Annotated in this window: 16 protein-coding genes and 1 pseudogene; 13 read left to right on the top strand and 4 right to left on the bottom strand. The window is 71.5% G+C overall.

Annotated elements, in window-relative coordinates; translation table 11 throughout:
* Nucleotides 1-38: 38 nt before the first annotated feature.
* From ruvX to FHS88_RS15225, 4 genes are read left to right on the top strand one after another with little or no spacing between them, the layout of a single operon-like run.
* The gene (gene ruvX, locus FHS88_RS15240) at nt 39-506 is read left to right on the top strand and encodes a Holliday junction resolvase RuvX (protein ID WP_184486329.1); all 468 of its coding nucleotides are present in this window, start codon (nt 39-41) and stop codon (nt 504-506) included.
* Nucleotides 507-555: 49 nt separating this feature from the next.
* Entirely contained in the window at nt 556-1062 is a 507-nt protein-coding gene (locus FHS88_RS15235; RefSeq protein WP_184486328.1) for a hypothetical protein, read from the top strand.
* Between the two features lie 51 nt (nt 1063-1113).
* Complete coding sequence (locus FHS88_RS15230) at nt 1114-2049, top strand: aspartate carbamoyltransferase catalytic subunit (RefSeq protein WP_184486327.1); 936 nt, start codon at nt 1114-1116, stop codon at nt 2047-2049.
* Nucleotides 2046-2492, top strand: a complete 447-nt coding sequence (locus tag FHS88_RS15225; RefSeq protein ID WP_184486326.1) for a GNAT family N-acetyltransferase — start codon at nt 2046-2048, stop codon at nt 2490-2492. Before FHS88_RS15230 ends, FHS88_RS15225 begins: the two co-directional genes overlap by 4 nt.
* An 18-nt stretch (nt 2493-2510) precedes the next feature.
* On the opposite strand, the gene FHS88_RS15220 is transcribed toward FHS88_RS15225, so the two are convergent.
* Entirely contained in the window at nt 2511-3356 is an 846-nt protein-coding gene (locus FHS88_RS15220; protein ID WP_184486325.1) for a glycosyltransferase family protein, read from the bottom strand.
* 650 nt (nt 3357-4006) lie between these two features.
* Here FHS88_RS15220 and FHS88_RS15215 point away from each other — a divergent pair.
* The 8 genes and pseudogenes from FHS88_RS15215 to FHS88_RS21110 all read left to right on the top strand — a co-directional run.
* Nucleotides 4007-4264 (top strand): annotated as a pseudogene (locus FHS88_RS15215) (OmpA family protein); the annotation flags it as partial.
* A 271-nt stretch (nt 4265-4535) separates the two neighbouring features.
* The gene (locus FHS88_RS15210) at nt 4536-5201 is read left to right on the top strand and encodes a PEP-CTERM sorting domain-containing protein (protein ID WP_184486323.1); all 666 of its coding nucleotides are present in this window, start codon (nt 4536-4538) and stop codon (nt 5199-5201) included.
* Nucleotides 5202-5346: 145 nt separating this feature from the next.
* Entirely contained in the window at nt 5347-5841 is a 495-nt protein-coding gene (locus tag FHS88_RS15205; RefSeq protein ID WP_246420054.1) for a hypothetical protein, read from the top strand.
* The gene (locus tag FHS88_RS15200; protein WP_184486322.1) at nt 5838-6188 is read left to right on the top strand and encodes a hypothetical protein; all 351 of its coding nucleotides are present in this window, start codon (nt 5838-5840) and stop codon (nt 6186-6188) included. Before FHS88_RS15205 ends, FHS88_RS15200 begins: the two co-directional genes overlap by 4 nt.
* Before the next feature lie 19 nt (nt 6189-6207).
* A complete protein-coding gene (locus tag FHS88_RS15195) occupies nt 6208-7464 on the top strand; it encodes an MFS transporter (protein WP_184486321.1) in 1257 nt (418 codons plus the stop codon).
* Nucleotides 7465-7481: 17 nt separating this feature from the next.
* On the top strand, nt 7482-8459 hold the full coding sequence (locus FHS88_RS15190) for a Gfo/Idh/MocA family protein (RefSeq protein WP_184486320.1): 978 nt from the start codon (nt 7482-7484) through the stop codon (nt 8457-8459).
* Between the two features lie 312 nt (nt 8460-8771).
* Nucleotides 8772-9122 carry a RidA family protein gene (locus tag FHS88_RS15185; protein ID WP_184486319.1) on the top strand — a complete coding sequence of 117 codons (351 nt, stop codon included), beginning with the start codon at nt 8772-8774 and terminating at the stop codon, nt 9120-9122.
* Between the two features lie 303 nt (nt 9123-9425).
* A complete protein-coding gene (locus FHS88_RS21110) occupies nt 9426-10220 on the top strand; it encodes a CHAP domain-containing protein (protein WP_184486318.1) in 795 nt (264 codons plus the stop codon).
* A gap of 57 nt (nt 10221-10277) precedes the next feature.
* Here FHS88_RS21110 and FHS88_RS15175 read toward each other — a convergent pair whose 3' ends face one another.
* The gene (locus tag FHS88_RS15175) at nt 10278-10889 is read right to left on the bottom strand and encodes a cysteine dioxygenase family protein (protein WP_272872836.1); all 612 of its coding nucleotides are present in this window, start codon (nt 10887-10889) and stop codon (nt 10278-10280) included.
* A gap of 45 nt (nt 10890-10934) precedes the next feature.
* On the opposite strand from FHS88_RS15175, the gene FHS88_RS15170 reads away from it, so the two are divergent.
* Entirely contained in the window at nt 10935-11435 is a 501-nt protein-coding gene (locus FHS88_RS15170) for a cupin domain-containing protein (RefSeq protein ID WP_184486317.1), read from the top strand.
* Nucleotides 11436-11499: 64 nt separating this feature from the next.
* On the opposite strand, the gene FHS88_RS15165 is transcribed toward FHS88_RS15170, so the two are convergent.
* Nucleotides 11500-12567 carry an alcohol dehydrogenase gene (locus tag FHS88_RS15165; protein ID WP_184486316.1) on the bottom strand — a complete coding sequence of 356 codons (1068 nt, stop codon included), beginning with the start codon at nt 12565-12567 and terminating at the stop codon, nt 11500-11502.
* Between the two features lie 108 nt (nt 12568-12675).
* Complete coding sequence (locus FHS88_RS20890; RefSeq protein WP_338146598.1) at nt 12676-12876, bottom strand: PEP-CTERM sorting domain-containing protein; 201 nt, start codon at nt 12874-12876, stop codon at nt 12676-12678.
* Nucleotides 12877-13018 lie beyond the last annotated feature (142 nt).

The following is a 13018-nucleotide window of genomic DNA, read 5'->3' as shown; positions in this document are numbered from 1 at the left end:
TCTTCCAGGGAAACGGGCGGCGGACCATAAGGCCGGCCATGCCCGTCATCAACCTGAAGGAGTTGCGCGCCGCCCTGCCCCGCCACGCCCGGCTGATCGGCCTCGATCCGGGGGCGAAGGCGATCGGCGTCGCGCTCTCCGACGTCACGCTGATGCTGGCGAGCCCCTATGGCAGCCTGAAGCGCGGGAAACTCGCCGCCAATGCCGCCGAGATCGCGGCCATCGCCCGCAAGGAGGGCGCCGGCGGCCTCGTGGTCGGCCTGCCGCTCTCGATGGACGGCACCATGGGCCCGGCGGCGCAGGCCGCCCGGGACTGGGCGCGGGCGATCTCGGACGCCACCGGCCTGCCCTGCGCGATGTTCGACGAGCGCATGTCCTCGGCCGCGGTGAACCGCATGCTGATCGAGGAGGCGGACCTGACACGGGCCAGGCGCGCCGGCGCGGTGGACCGGGCAGCGGCGGCCTGGATGCTGCAGGCCGCGCTCGATGCCTCGCGCCCGGCGTGACCCTTCCATCCCGTTCCGAACCGAGGAAACCGGACCGATGCGGCAGGGCATGCGCGACCTGACTGGAGGCCGCCCGGCCTCGGCGGGCGACGAGGTGGTGCGATCCCGCTTCGTGCCCGTGCTCTTCTGGGCCGTCGGCCTCGCGGCGGTGGGCTTCGCCGCGCTGGTGAGCATCGGGATCGCCCGGCCCGACCCCGGCGCGCCGGCCATGGCCTGGGGCGACTGGCTCGCCCTTGCGGTGATCTGGGCGGTGGCGGCGTTCTTCGCCTCCGCCTTGGTCCTCAGGCCGATCACGCGGCTGGTGCTCGGCGCCGATGGCAGCGTGCGGCTCGAGACCCGGACGCCCTTCGCGGCAACCGAACGGCGGCTCGAGCCCGGCTCGCTGAGCCGGGTGGAGCTGCGGCGCAACCATTTCGGCCCCCTCTTCGGATGGCAGGTGATCCTGCGATGGGCGGATGGCGGGTCGCTGGTCCTGAACGAGCGCGCGGACGCCGCCGCGCAGGCCGAGCTCGCCGGCGAGATCGCGCGACGCCTCGGGATCGGCGAGCCGCGCTGAGCGCCCCGGCCCCTGCTGGCCGAATCCCGCGGGCGGCGGTAACCTCCGCCCGTGCCCCATCCGTCCAGACACCTGCTCGCCATCGAGGGCCTGGAGCCGCCGCACATCGCGGACCTGCTCGACCTCGCGGAATCCTACGTGCTGCTGAACCGCAGCGGGAAGACGCAGCGCGACCTGCTGAAGGGCCGCACGCTGATCAACCTGTTCTTCGAGGACAGCACGCGCACCCGCACCAGTTTCGAACTCGCCGGCAAGCGGCTGGGCGCGGACGTGATCAACATGTCCGTCAGCACCAGCAGCGTGAACAAGGGCGAGACGCTGCTCGACACCGCCTCGACGCTCAACGCCATGCAATGCGACCTGCTGGTGGTCCGCCACGGGCAGTCAGGCGCCCCCGCCCTGCTGAGCCAGAAGGTGGATGCGGCGGTCATCAATGCCGGCGACGGCACGCATGAGCACCCGACCCAGGCCCTGCTCGACGCGCTGACCATCCGCCGCCACAAGGGACGGCTCGAGGGGCTGGTCGTCGCGATCTGCGGCGACATCGCCCATTCGCGCGTGGCGCGGTCCAACATCCACCTGCTGACCACCATGGGCAGCCGCGTGCGGATCGTCGGCCCGCCCACGCTGATCCCGGCCGATGCCGCTCGGCTCGGCGTCGAGGTGTTCCACGACATGAAGGCGGGGCTGAAGGACGCCGACGTGGTGATGATGCTGCGCCTGCAGCGCGAACGCATGTCCGGCGGCCTCGTTCCCTCCGCGCGGGAGTTCTTCCGCTTCTACGGGCTGGATGCGGAGAAGCTCGCCCATGCGAAGCCGGACAGCATCGTGATGCATCCCGGCCCGATGAACCGCGGCGTGGAGATCGACAGCGCCATCGCCGACCACCCGACGCGCAGCGTGATCGGGGAGCAGGTGGAGATGGGTGTCGCCTGCCGCATGGCGGTGCTCGACGTGCTGGCGCGGCGGCTGCCGCGGAACCGGTGAACGAGCCCCGGCGTGCAAGGCCCGGGGAGGCGGAGGCCCTTCGCGCCCTCGTCCGCGCCGCCTATGCCAAGTACATCCCGCGCCTGGGGCGCGAGCCGGCGCCGATGCTCGACGACTACGCCGCGCGCATCGCGGCCGGCGAGGCCTGGGTGCTGGAGGAGGATGGCGCGCTCCTCGGCGCGCTGATCCTCGAGGACGAGCCCGGGGCGCTGCTGCTCTACAACATCGCCATCGCCCCCGAGGCGCAGGGCAAGGGCATCGGCCGCCGGCTGATCACCTTCACCGAGGCCGAGGCTCGGCGCCGCGGCTATGCGCGGCTGCGCCTCTACACCAACGAGAAGATGGTCGAGAACGTCGCGATGTATCCGCGGCTCGGCTTCACCGAGACGCATCGCGGCAGCGAGGCCGGCCACCGGCGCGTGTATTTCGAGAAGAGGGTGTAGGCTCGACGTCGCCGGCCCTCAGAGGCCGGCGCGCTGCCGGTAGAAGGCGGCGAGGCGGTTGTACAACCGGGCCGGCTTGAGCCCCACGAAATGCGGGAAGGTCGGTGACAGACGGTCGATCCTCATCGGCAGGAAGGGCAGGCCAAAGAGATGGTTCGCCCCCTTCCAGATGATGCAGCGCTTCGTCTCGGGCTCGATGTCGCACCAGACCGCACACCAGGTGGAAACCATCCAGGAGTTCTCCCCGACATTGGGCACGTTCTCGCAGTTCATGCGTTGCAGGCCCATGTAGAGGCCGAGGACGAGCTCGAAGGAATGGCTTCGCGGACCGCGGTAGTTGGTGATGCGAAGCGCGTCCATGCGGTCTAGGTAGTAGCGCTCGAGCCCCGCGAAGAAGGCGCGGCTTCCTTCCGAACGATCGAAATGGAAGACGCCGGCATTCATCTGGATCAGGTAGTCCGCGCCTTCGGCGGCGAGGACCCTGGCGATGTCCACACCCTTCCACTCGCCGCTGCGGCGCGGAAAACCGGTGATCGAGAAGGGCCGCGCTTCGCATGCCCTCCACCAGTGGTCCACGTCGTCCTTGGCGAGCAGGCAGTCGGCGTCCACGAACATCGTGGAATCGTAGGGTGAGCGCGCGAAGACGCGGATCTTCTCCATGACATGCGGGTAGCGGCGGTCCTGCTCCATCCGCACGACATCGTCGAAGACCTGGTCCGCCCCGCGAGGAAGCGCGGCGACCCTGTCGCAGACGAGGCAGGTCTTGCGCCGCGGATCGTTCACACGGATCGAGGCGGCGAGATTCACCGCCATGTCCAGGTACTTCGGATCGCCGGTCGCGAGTACGATGTAGCCCTGTGTCATGCGGCCTATTCCGACGCCGCACCAGCTCGCTGCTCCACGCGCGATAGCGTCATAATGCTTCCTTTCGCCGTTGACCAAGCGAACCTGGCCGCTTCGCTGAAGCGTGTCAGTCGATGGTCCAGACCGGTGCTGAACTCGACCGCCGTCCCCGTGCTTTCCGGCGGGTGCCTGCCGATGCTGTGGACGATCCCGTTCCTGAGGGATCCCTGAAGCTCGGCATGACCTGATAACCTCCCTCTCACAACATTCAGGCCATGCCGACAAGGTGCTACGGCAGCCGCGCCGATCGAGCCGACGCGCTGCATCGGAATCCGCGCTGACAACGAGCACGGCGACGAGAGCACACCGCGGCGGCAGCACGACGTGTGCCGCCTCACAGGTCGGTTTGCAAGCACGCGTAGCCAGCTGCCGATACGTCGCGGCGGACAGGATCCGGTGCGGCTGTCCTGCCTCTCGCCGCGTGCCATGAGGCCTTGCGCGTCAGCTGCGCCGCGATCGCCGTGGCTCATGGATCGAACCGGCGATTCGCAAGCCTCGCGACCCGCGCTGCGCAATCGAGTGCCACCTCGACACGATGATTGGGAAAGGGCCAGCGCTCGGCACCGCGGGTTGAGCGGAAACAGTGGCAAGGGGTAGCGTCCGCGGAGGTGGAAGCCGCGCAGGCGCGCACCACGCAGCCGCTCACCCGCATCGAGGTGAACGGCCACACCGACACCTCCGGCCCGGCCCGCTACAACCAGGGCCTGTCCGAGCGCCGCGCCGCCGCCGTCGCCGCCGAACTGGTCCGCCTCGGCGTGCCGCGCCACGAGATCGTCACCCGCGGCCTCGGCCAGACCCAGCCGATGGTCCCGACACCGGACAACACTCGCGAGCCGCAGAACAGACGCGTGGAGATCGTCCTGCGGTAAGCGGATGGGCGGCGCCGCGGCAGTAGCCGTGCAGCGCCCGCGAATGCCCTTGAGGGTTTCTCACGCCACGGTTTCGTAGCAGGTGTCAGAGTTCCTGACACGCCCGCGTGATCGTTGTCACGCCGCAAGTAACACGCCTGCCTAATCCATTGTTTTCGCGGTTGTTTTTGCTCCTGCCTTCTCCTGGCATGGTTCCTGCTTCGCTTGATCCGCTAACCCCCAGCCGACTGCCTCGCCCCCATCGAGCCAGCGGCCAGTAAAGGAGCCGGACATGACCAACTGGATGAAGGCGGTGTTCCTCTCAGCGCCCTTGGCCCTCGGCAGCGCATTCGCGCCGACCGGGGCGCAGGCTGCGTTCATCGTTCAGACTGGCATCGTCGGCGGCAGCGGCGACGTTGACAACGTCGTCTCCAATCCCTGCAGCGGGACCACCACTGGCCCCGCCTCCACGGTGCAGGGCTGCCTCCAGTCCAGCCAGAGCACGATCGTCAACTTCTCCAGCACGACCGACCAGCTGGTGATCAGTGGTGGCCAGGCGACGCTCGAGGCGGTCGACAAGATCATCAACCAGCTCACCGTCTCGCTCGCCGCCGCGGGCGCCACCTTCTCGAAGATGATCATCGACATCCAGAACACCAACAACGCGACGGCGTCGATCACCTTCAGCGCCGATCCCAACAGCGGGCTGGGGCCCTACACTTTCGCGCTCGGGAACGGTTCGAACTTCTTCACCATTACGGGAGAGGCCTTCAACTCGGTGAGCTTCACCGCCCCGGATCCGACCGATCCGAAGCAAGCCAACGCCGCACTCTTCATCGAAGTGAAGCAGGTGCGCCTGGGCGGCCAGGGCATTCCCGTCCCCGTGCCCGCCTCGCTCGCCCTGTTCGGCGTCGCCCTCGCCGGCCTCGGCCTCGCCCTGCGGCGCCGCGCGGCGTAGCACGCTCAGGGGCGCGCCGGCCGCGCGCCTGACGAGACCGTGCCAGGAATCCTGACGGCGCCTCCGGGCGCCGTCATCGTTTCGGCAGGCCTGCCCCGCGCCGAAGGAACTGGCGCCGCCGCCCGCACCGCGCCACAAACGCTCCATGCCCACCCCGATCCGGGTCGCGCGCGCCCCGGACGGGGCGCTGACCTACGCCATCCCCTGCCCGCCCGAGGCCCTGCCCCCGGTCGCCCCGCGCGACCTCGAAGCCGCCTGGGAGGCCGCGCGCGCCGCCGCCACCGCCGAGCGCTGGGGCCCGCCCCGCCGCCTGCTGTTCCGCCGGGCGGACGGGCAGGCGCAGGAACTCCTGCTCGCCGACGCGGATGCCGCCTGTTGGGCGGAGGCGGTGGATGCCGGGCACGACCTTGGCACCCTCTCGGGCCTCGCCACCTGCCTGCGCCTGCTCGCCCTCATCGAGGTGATGACGCGCGCGCGCTGGCTCGCGGGGCTCTACCGCCTCACGCCCACGGGCATGGATCTCGATCCCGCCCTGCTGCGCGCGGCCGCCGCCATGCCCCTGGACGCGGCCGCGCGGTTCGACGAAACGGCCCTGAGACGCCTATTGTCGCGCCCGATTCCCTCCGGAGTATCCCCATGATCCGCCTGGCGCCCCTTATCGTCCTGCTCGCCGCCTGCGCCGGCGCCGATCCCGCCCCCGCGCCCCGCCCCGCCCCCGGGGCCGGCGCCGAGGCCGCGCTGCGCAGCGCCTGCGAGGCCGAGGCCGAGCGCGCCGTGAACTTCCGCGAGCGCGGCCAGGATGCGCGCCTGGACCGCGAACTCGGCCAGACCGACCAGACCAACACCATCCCCTCCCTGCGCGTGCAGTCCGACGCCTTCCAGCGCCGCCAGTTGCGCGAGGAGCTGATCCGCGACTGCATCCGCGCCAACACGGCGGGCCCGCGCCCGCAGGACCGCCGCGCGCCGGCGCGCCGGAGCGGGGCCTGAGCGCGGCGCAGCCCGCGCGATGGCTGCCTTCTCCACCCTCGGCCGCGCCCTTTCCCACCGCAATGCGAGGATCTTCTTCGGCGCCTCCCTGACCGCCTGGACCGGGCTCTGGATGCACCGCATCGCGGTCTCCTGGCTCGCCTGGGAACTGACGGGCAGCGCCTTCTGGGTCGGCGTCGTGGCCTTCTGCGACCTCGCCCCGGCCGTCGTGTTCAGCCCGCTCGCCGGGGCGGTCGCGGACCGGGCCGACCGGCTGCGCATGACCATGCTCGCGCAGGCCGCCATCGGGCTGAACGCGGCCGCCATCGCCCTGCTGGTCGCGGCCGGGTGGATGACGATCGGCATCCTGCTGGTGCTCGAGGTGCTCGGCGGCATCGCCGCCTCCTTCGCGCAGCCGGCGCGGCAGTCGCTCATGCCGGGCCTCGTGCCGCGCGCCGACCTGCCGGCGGCGGTGGCGCTGAACTCGCTGACCTTCAACGTCGCGCGCTTCATCGGCCCGGCGCTGGCCGGACCGCTGATCGCGGTCGCCGGCGTCTGGCCGCCCATCGCCGTGAACGCGCTGGCCTATGCCTTCGCCACGCTGACCACGCCGATGCTGCGCGTGGACGAGGCGCAGCGGCGCGGCCATGCCGCGACCGCGAGCCTCTTCGGCGAGATGGTGGACGGGCTGCGCTATGCCGCGCGCCATCCCGGCCTCGGGCCGATCCTCGGCTTCGCCGCCGTCGCCGCCATCCTGCTGCGCGGGGTGCAGGAGATCCTGCCGCCCTTCGTCGAGCGCGTCTTCGGCCTCGGCGCGGAGGCGCTCGCGCTGCTCACCGCGGCCTTCGGCGTCGGCGCGCTGGTCTCGGGGCTCGTCGTCGCGGCGCGCGGGCGGCTCGCGGGCACGACGCGGCTCGCGGTGCTGGGCGTGCTCGCGCTCGGGCTCGCCACGGCAGGCTTCGTGGCGACGGGCTGGTTCGCCTTCGGCGTGCTCTGCGCGGCGCTGATGGGCGCGGCGGGCTCGGTGCACGGCATCAGCGTGCAGACGCTGGCGCAGAGCGCCTCCGATCCGGCCATGCGCGGGCGCGTGCTCAGCCTCTGGGGGCTGATCACGCGGGCCTGCCCGGCGCTCGGCGCGCTCATCCTCGGCGCGGCGGGGGAGGTGTTCGGGCTGCGCTGGCCGGTCCTCGTCGCCGTGGCGCTCTCGCTGCTCGCCGTGGCCTGGGGCCTCGCGCGCCTGCCGCGCATAGCCGAGGCGCTGGAAGGCCCGCCGCAGGACGGGCACGCCAACCGCTGACCTTGCAGGAGATTCGAATGCTCGACACCGCCATCATCGGCATGGGCCGCTGGGGCCAGACCCTCGTCAACAGCGTGCAGGGGAACAACGAGGCCGGCATCCGCTTCGTCGCGGGCTGCACCGGGCGGCCCGAGCGCGCCGCCGAATGGGCCGCGCGCCAGGGCATCCGCATCCTGCCGGATTTCGAGGCCGTGCTGGCCGATCCGGCGGTCAAGGCGGTCGCCATCGCCTCCCCGCACGGGATGCATGCCGCGCAGGTGATCGCCGCGGCGCGCGCGGGCAAGCATGTCTTCGTCGAGAAGCCCTTCACGCTGAGCAAGGCGAGCGCCGAGGCCGCGGTCGCCGCCTGCCGGGAGGCGGGCGTGGTGATGGCCCTCGGCCACAACCGCCGCTTCCTGCCGGCGGTGGCGGAGATGAAGGCGATGCTCGCCGATGGGCGCCTCGGCACGCTGCTGCATGTGGAGGGGCAGTTCAGCGGGCCGGGCGCGCTCGCCTACACGCCGGGGATGTGGCGCGCGGACCGCGCCGAGAGCCCGCTCGGGGGCATGGGCGGCATGGGCATCCACATGGTGGACATGTTCATCAACCTCGCCGGCCGCATCGCGGAAGTCACGGTGCAGTCGCATGCGCGGGTGATCACGAACGGGCTCGACGACACCACCGCGGCGCTGATGCGCTTCGAGAGCGGCGCCACCGCGACCTTCGCGACCCTCGCCGTCGCCCCGCGCTACTGGCGCGTGGCGCTGTTCGGCACAGACGGCATCGCCGAGCTGCACGGCCATGAGCACCTCGCCTTCGCACCGCGCGAGGGCGAGGGCTGGGTGCGCGACTATCCGAGGACGGACATCGAGCGCGCGGAACTCGCGGCCTTCGCCCGCGCGGTGGCCGGCGGCCCGGCCTATCCGCTGCCGGCGGAGGAGGCGATCCATGGCGTCGCGGTGTTCGAGGCCATGATCGGCGCGGCGGCCTCGGGCAGCACCTATCGCGTCGCCTGATACCCGGCGGACAGAGGATCGGCCTTTGTCCGCAGGGTCGCAGGATGTGATTCCGCGCGCGGCCGCCCCACCAGGCCCGCGCGCCATGCCCGCGGGCGCAGCGGCGCGCGGCGCCCCGCGATGCCGCGCCGGCTGCCGGCGCCGCTTCCCTTCCACGCGGCCCGGTTTGAGGAGAGTGCCGTTCTCCTCTAGAACCGCCGCGCGCCCGGTGCGCGGCGATGCGGCGCGCGGCAGGCGCGCGGTTGCCGCGCGGCGGAGGCGCGGCACCATCGCAGCGCGCCACGGGCGCGGGATCGCAAAGGAACGGCCGGCATGAGCAAGATCACCCGCCAGGGGACCAACCAGATCCTCTCGAGCTCCGTCGAGTACCACAACTTCGTCTTCCTCGCGGGCATGACCGCCGACGACCTCTCGAAGGACGTCAAGGGCCAGACCGCCGAGGTGCTGGCGAAGATCGACGCGGCGCTGGAGGCCAACGGCACCGACAAGACGCGGCTGCTCTCCGCCCAGATCTGGCTCAAGGACATCCGCGACCGCGGCGCGATGAACGAGCTCTGGACCGCCTGGTTGCCGGCCGGCATGGCCCCGGCGCGCGCCTGCGTGGAGGCCAACATGGCCGACCCGCGCCACCTGGTGGAGATCATGGTCACCGCCTGCCGCTGAGTGGGCCTTCCCGGCGCTGCCGGGCAGGAAAATAATCAGCGACTCTTGGCGCAGCGCCCGGCCGGTTTCGGCCGGGCGCTGTTGCTTTTCGGCCGCAACACTGTGGTCGCGCCCCATTCTCGCCCCAATGCAAGGATGGTTGTCCTGTTCCGCACCCTTCGGTTGTGGCCTCCACGACGAATCACAGCGGATTTCGCCATGTAACAGCGGAGCGGGTTGTCAGCCGCCGCGAGGCTTCGCTACCCGGTTCGTGAAGAGCGAGGTGTGAGCCTCGTCACAGGCTTCCAGGGGGCACGGGGGCACATGAAGGCACTCAGCGCGGTTGTCGCGGCCGTGATTCTGGCCGGGGGTTTGGGCATCACGGCATCCGATGCGCAGGCGCGCCAGCCGGGCGCGCGGGAGTCGAAGCCGGCGGCGCGGACAGCCGCCCCGGCCCGCCAACCCGCCAATGCGACCCAGCGCAGCGCCGCGCAACGCAACCAGACCGTGCAACGGAATGCTCAGCGCAACCAGACTGCGGCGCGAGGCACGGCCGCGCAGCGCCAGACATCGGCGACGGCGCGGCGCGGCGGCGGCCGCGTGGCGCAGTCCGGTGGCGGCGGGATTTCCTGCGTCCCCTACGCGCGCCAGGCCACCGGCATGGCGATCAGCGGCAATGGCCGCGACTGGTGGCACAACGCCGCCGGCCTCTATGCCCGCGGCAACCGGCCCGAGGTCGGCTCCGTGATGGCCTTCCCGGGTTCCGGCGGGATGCGGTCCGGGCATGTCGCTGTGGTCGAGCGCGTGGTCGGCCCGCGCGAGGTTCTGGTCCACCACGCCAACTGGGGCGGGCCGGGCATCCGGCGCGGCAGCATCATGCGCGGCGTCTCGGTGATCGACGTCTCGCCCAACAACGACTGGACGCAGGTGCGCGTGCAGGTCGGCCACAGCGCCGAGAACTACGGCCGCGTCTATCCGGTCTACGGCTTCATCCACAACCGGCCCGACACGAGCGGCGGCGGGATGTTCGCCGGCACCTCGCCGCGCGGCGGCGTGGCGCGGGCCTCGGCGCGCGGCCTCGAGGAAGTGGCGCAGGCGCCGGCCCCGCGCGGGCGCTGAGGCGCCGCACAGCTGGGGATCGAAGGGCCGCCCGCCCCGGGGCGGCCCTTTCGCGTTTCAGGCCGCCGCCATTTCCCGGCTGCGGTCCCAGAGGTTCGGCACCGCGGCGTTGTCATAGCCGGAGACGAAGCGCTTCTGCGCGCCGGTTTCGGGGTCGAAGACGCTGCGGGCGATGGCGCCGATGTTGCCGCCATAGACATGGATGCTGATCGAGGCGCGGTCGGGCAGCGCATTCTCGACCACATGGATGTCGTAGGTGTCGGCGCTGACCGCGACGACCTCGCCGGCGCGCAGCCGGTCCACCTGCCCCGGCGTCATCGGCGCGCCGGGCTTCATCTCGGTCGAGATCTCCTCCCCGCGCAGCATGCCGACAAGGCCCCAGACGGTGTGGTTGTGCACCGGCGTCCGCTGCCCCGGCCCCCAGACGAAGGAGACGACGGAGAAGCGTTCGAGCGGGTCGCAATGCAGGAGGTACTGGCGATAGCGCGGCCCGGGCACCGCGCAATCCTCGGGCAGCCAGTCGTCGGTCGCGATCAGGCGGCGCAGCAGCGCGGCACCTTCGGTCAGGAAGCGCTGCTCGCCCGCCCCCTCGTCGGCGAGGCGCGTCATGTCGCGGATGAAATCGCGCAGCGGCTTGATGTCGGTCATGGTGGCGGTCCTTCCCTTCATCGCCATCATGGGGAAGGCGTTTTCCACCGGCAAGGAAGGCAGGCGATGCACGAGCACAGGAAGGACGGCGCGGAGCTTCTGTTTCTCCCCGACGGCGGCGCCATCCCGAACAATCCGCGCCTGCCCGTGCTGCTGCACCGCGCCGCCCTTGCGGTCGGCGACGCAGAGGGGGCGGAGGCCCTGTTCCGCGCCCATGGCTGGCGGCCGGCCTGGCGGAACGGCATCCATGGCTGGCACCACTACCATTCCAACGCGCATGAGGCGCTGGCCGTGGTCTCGGGCCATGTGCGCGTGCAGCTCGGCGGCGAGGGCGGCGTGCAGCTCGACCTCGCCGCGGGGGACGTGGTCGTGCTGCCCGCCGGAACAGGCCATCGCAACCTCGGGGCCGAAGGGCTGCTGGTGGTCGGTGCCTACCCCGAGGGTTCGGCCCCGCCGGACCAGTTGCACGGCGCGCCGGAGGAACGCCAGCGCGCCTTGCGCGCCATCGCCGCCACGCCGGACCCGGGGCGCGACCCTGTGACGGGCGCCCCCTACCCGGTGCGCTGACGCGCGGCACCGCGCGCGCGAGGCCCCGCAGCAACGAGGGCGGGGCCCATGCCCCGCCCCGGCATCACGCCGCCTGGGCCGTCAGCACGATGCGGCCGACCACCTTGCCGTCCTTCAGCCGGTTCAGCGCGGCATCGGCCTGGTTCAGCGGCATGTTGGTGATCGGGATGGCCGGCAGCCGGCCGGATTGTGCGATGGCCACGAGTTCGCGCAGATCCTTGACGTTGCCGACATAGGAGCCCTGGATCGTCAGCGCGCGGATCGGCACCAGCGGCAGCGGGATGTTCATCTCCCCGCCGAACAGGCCGACCTGGATCAGCTTGCCGCCCTTGCGCAGCGCATCGAAGCTGAAGCGCGAGGTGTCGGTGCCGTTCACGAGGTCCACGATGGCCCCGACCGGCCCACCCGCCGCGGCGATGATCTTCTTCGCCGTGTCGGGGCCATCGGCGAGCACGGTGTCGGTCGCCCCCTCGGCCCGGGCGGCATCGAGCTTCGCCTGCGCCACGTCCACCACCAGGATGCGCCGGTGCCCCTTGGCCTTGAGCACCGCGATGGCGTTCAGCCCGAGGCCGCCCGCGCCGACCAGCACGATCGGGTCGTCCGGCGCCATGGGCATCACCTTGTTGATGGCGCTGAAGACGGTGATGCCCGAGCAGGCATAGGTGGCGGCGAGCGAGGGGTCGAGGCTGCCGACCGGCACCAGGTGCCGCGGCTCGGGCGCCAGCACATGCGTCGCGTAGCCGCCATTCTGGTAGACGCCGAGGCTGCGCGGGGTGAGGCACATGTTGTCCTCGTCGGCGCGGCACTTCTCGCAGGTGCCGCAGCCGACCCAGGGGAAGACGATCATGTGGTCGCCGACCTTGAGCCCGGCGCCGTTCGCCTCCGGCCCCCATTTCACCACCTTGCCGACGATCTCGTGGCCCATGGCGAGCGGCAGCGTCACGCCGCGGTCCTGCAGGCGCATCTTGCCGCGGCTGCCGAGGTCGTACTCGCCTTCCCAGATGTGCAGGTCGGAATGGCAGACGCCGGCATGGGTGACCTCGAGCAGCACCTGCTTGCCGGTCGGCTCGGGCGTCGGGAGTTCGAGTTCCTGAAGCGGCTTGCCGGTTTCGACGACGGCCCAGGCTCGCATGGCGGTTCCTCCGGTTCACGGTGACGGAACCGGATGGCAGCAAGCACAGGGCGCGAGGTCAACATTCGGCCCGCCGCCGCGCGGCCCGGGCGGCGGGCCGGTCGCGCCTCAGGCGCGCGCTGGCGCAGCGGAGCCCCGTCGGACGAGGCCGAGCCCCAGCAGGCCGACGCCCATCAGCAGGAGCGCGCCCGGCGCCGGCACCGCGGTCCCGGGCGTGAAGGTCACGACGAAATTGTCGAAATACATGGAGTTGGGGAAGCCGGTGCTCCCGCCGATGAAGACCACCGAGCGGAACGTGCCGGACAGCACCGGATTCAGGATGTCGCCCGGGAAGCCGAAGCTGATAGGATAGTTGAGGCTTGTAACTGGTGTCCCTGCCGGTGCGCCCTCTTTGGCTAGGGTGGCGCGGCGGTCGCTGGGAGAGGGTCGCCGCACATGGTTTGGGGTCTCT

The sequence above is a fragment of the Neoroseomonas alkaliterrae genome, assembly GCF_014199195.1.
In the GTDB taxonomy this organism is placed as follows: domain Bacteria; phylum Pseudomonadota; class Alphaproteobacteria; order Acetobacterales; family Acetobacteraceae; genus Neoroseomonas; species Neoroseomonas alkaliterrae.
Note: the sequence above shows the minus strand (reverse complement) of the source record. Positions and strands in the feature narration are given on the sequence as shown.

Coding starts and splice junctions, on each gene's coding strand:
- ruvX (WP_184486329.1), top strand. CDS start 39: ATGCCCGTCATCAACCTGAAGGAGTTGCGCGCCGCCCTGCCCCGCCAC.
- FHS88_RS15235 (WP_184486328.1), top strand. CDS start 556: ATGCGCGACCTGACTGGAGGCCGCCCGGCCTCGGCGGGCGACGAGGTG.
- FHS88_RS15200 (WP_184486322.1), top strand. CDS start 5,838: ATGATCCGCCTGGCGCCCCTTATCGTCCTGCTCGCCGCCTGCGCCGGC.
- FHS88_RS15165 (WP_184486316.1), bottom strand. CDS start 12,567: ATGCGAGCCTGGGCCGTCGTCGAAACCGGCAAGCCGCTTCAGGAACTC.
- FHS88_RS15195 (WP_184486321.1), top strand. CDS start 6,208: ATGGCTGCCTTCTCCACCCTCGGCCGCGCCCTTTCCCACCGCAATGCG.
- FHS88_RS15210 (WP_184486323.1), top strand. CDS start 4,536: ATGACCAACTGGATGAAGGCGGTGTTCCTCTCAGCGCCCTTGGCCCTC.
- FHS88_RS15175 (WP_272872836.1), bottom strand. CDS start 10,889: ATGAAGGGAAGGACCGCCACCATGACCGACATCAAGCCGCTGCGCGAT.
- FHS88_RS15190 (WP_184486320.1), top strand. CDS start 7,482: ATGCTCGACACCGCCATCATCGGCATGGGCCGCTGGGGCCAGACCCTC.
- FHS88_RS15185 (WP_184486319.1), top strand. CDS start 8,772: ATGAGCAAGATCACCCGCCAGGGGACCAACCAGATCCTCTCGAGCTCC.
- FHS88_RS15170 (WP_184486317.1), top strand. CDS start 10,935: ATGCACGAGCACAGGAAGGACGGCGCGGAGCTTCTGTTTCTCCCCGAC.
- FHS88_RS15220 (WP_184486325.1), bottom strand. CDS start 3,356: ATGACACAGGGCTACATCGTACTCGCGACCGGCGATCCGAAGTACCTG.
- FHS88_RS21110 (WP_184486318.1), top strand. CDS start 9,426: ATGAAGGCACTCAGCGCGGTTGTCGCGGCCGTGATTCTGGCCGGGGGT.
- FHS88_RS15205 (WP_246420054.1), top strand. CDS start 5,347: ATGCCCACCCCGATCCGGGTCGCGCGCGCCCCGGACGGGGCGCTGACC.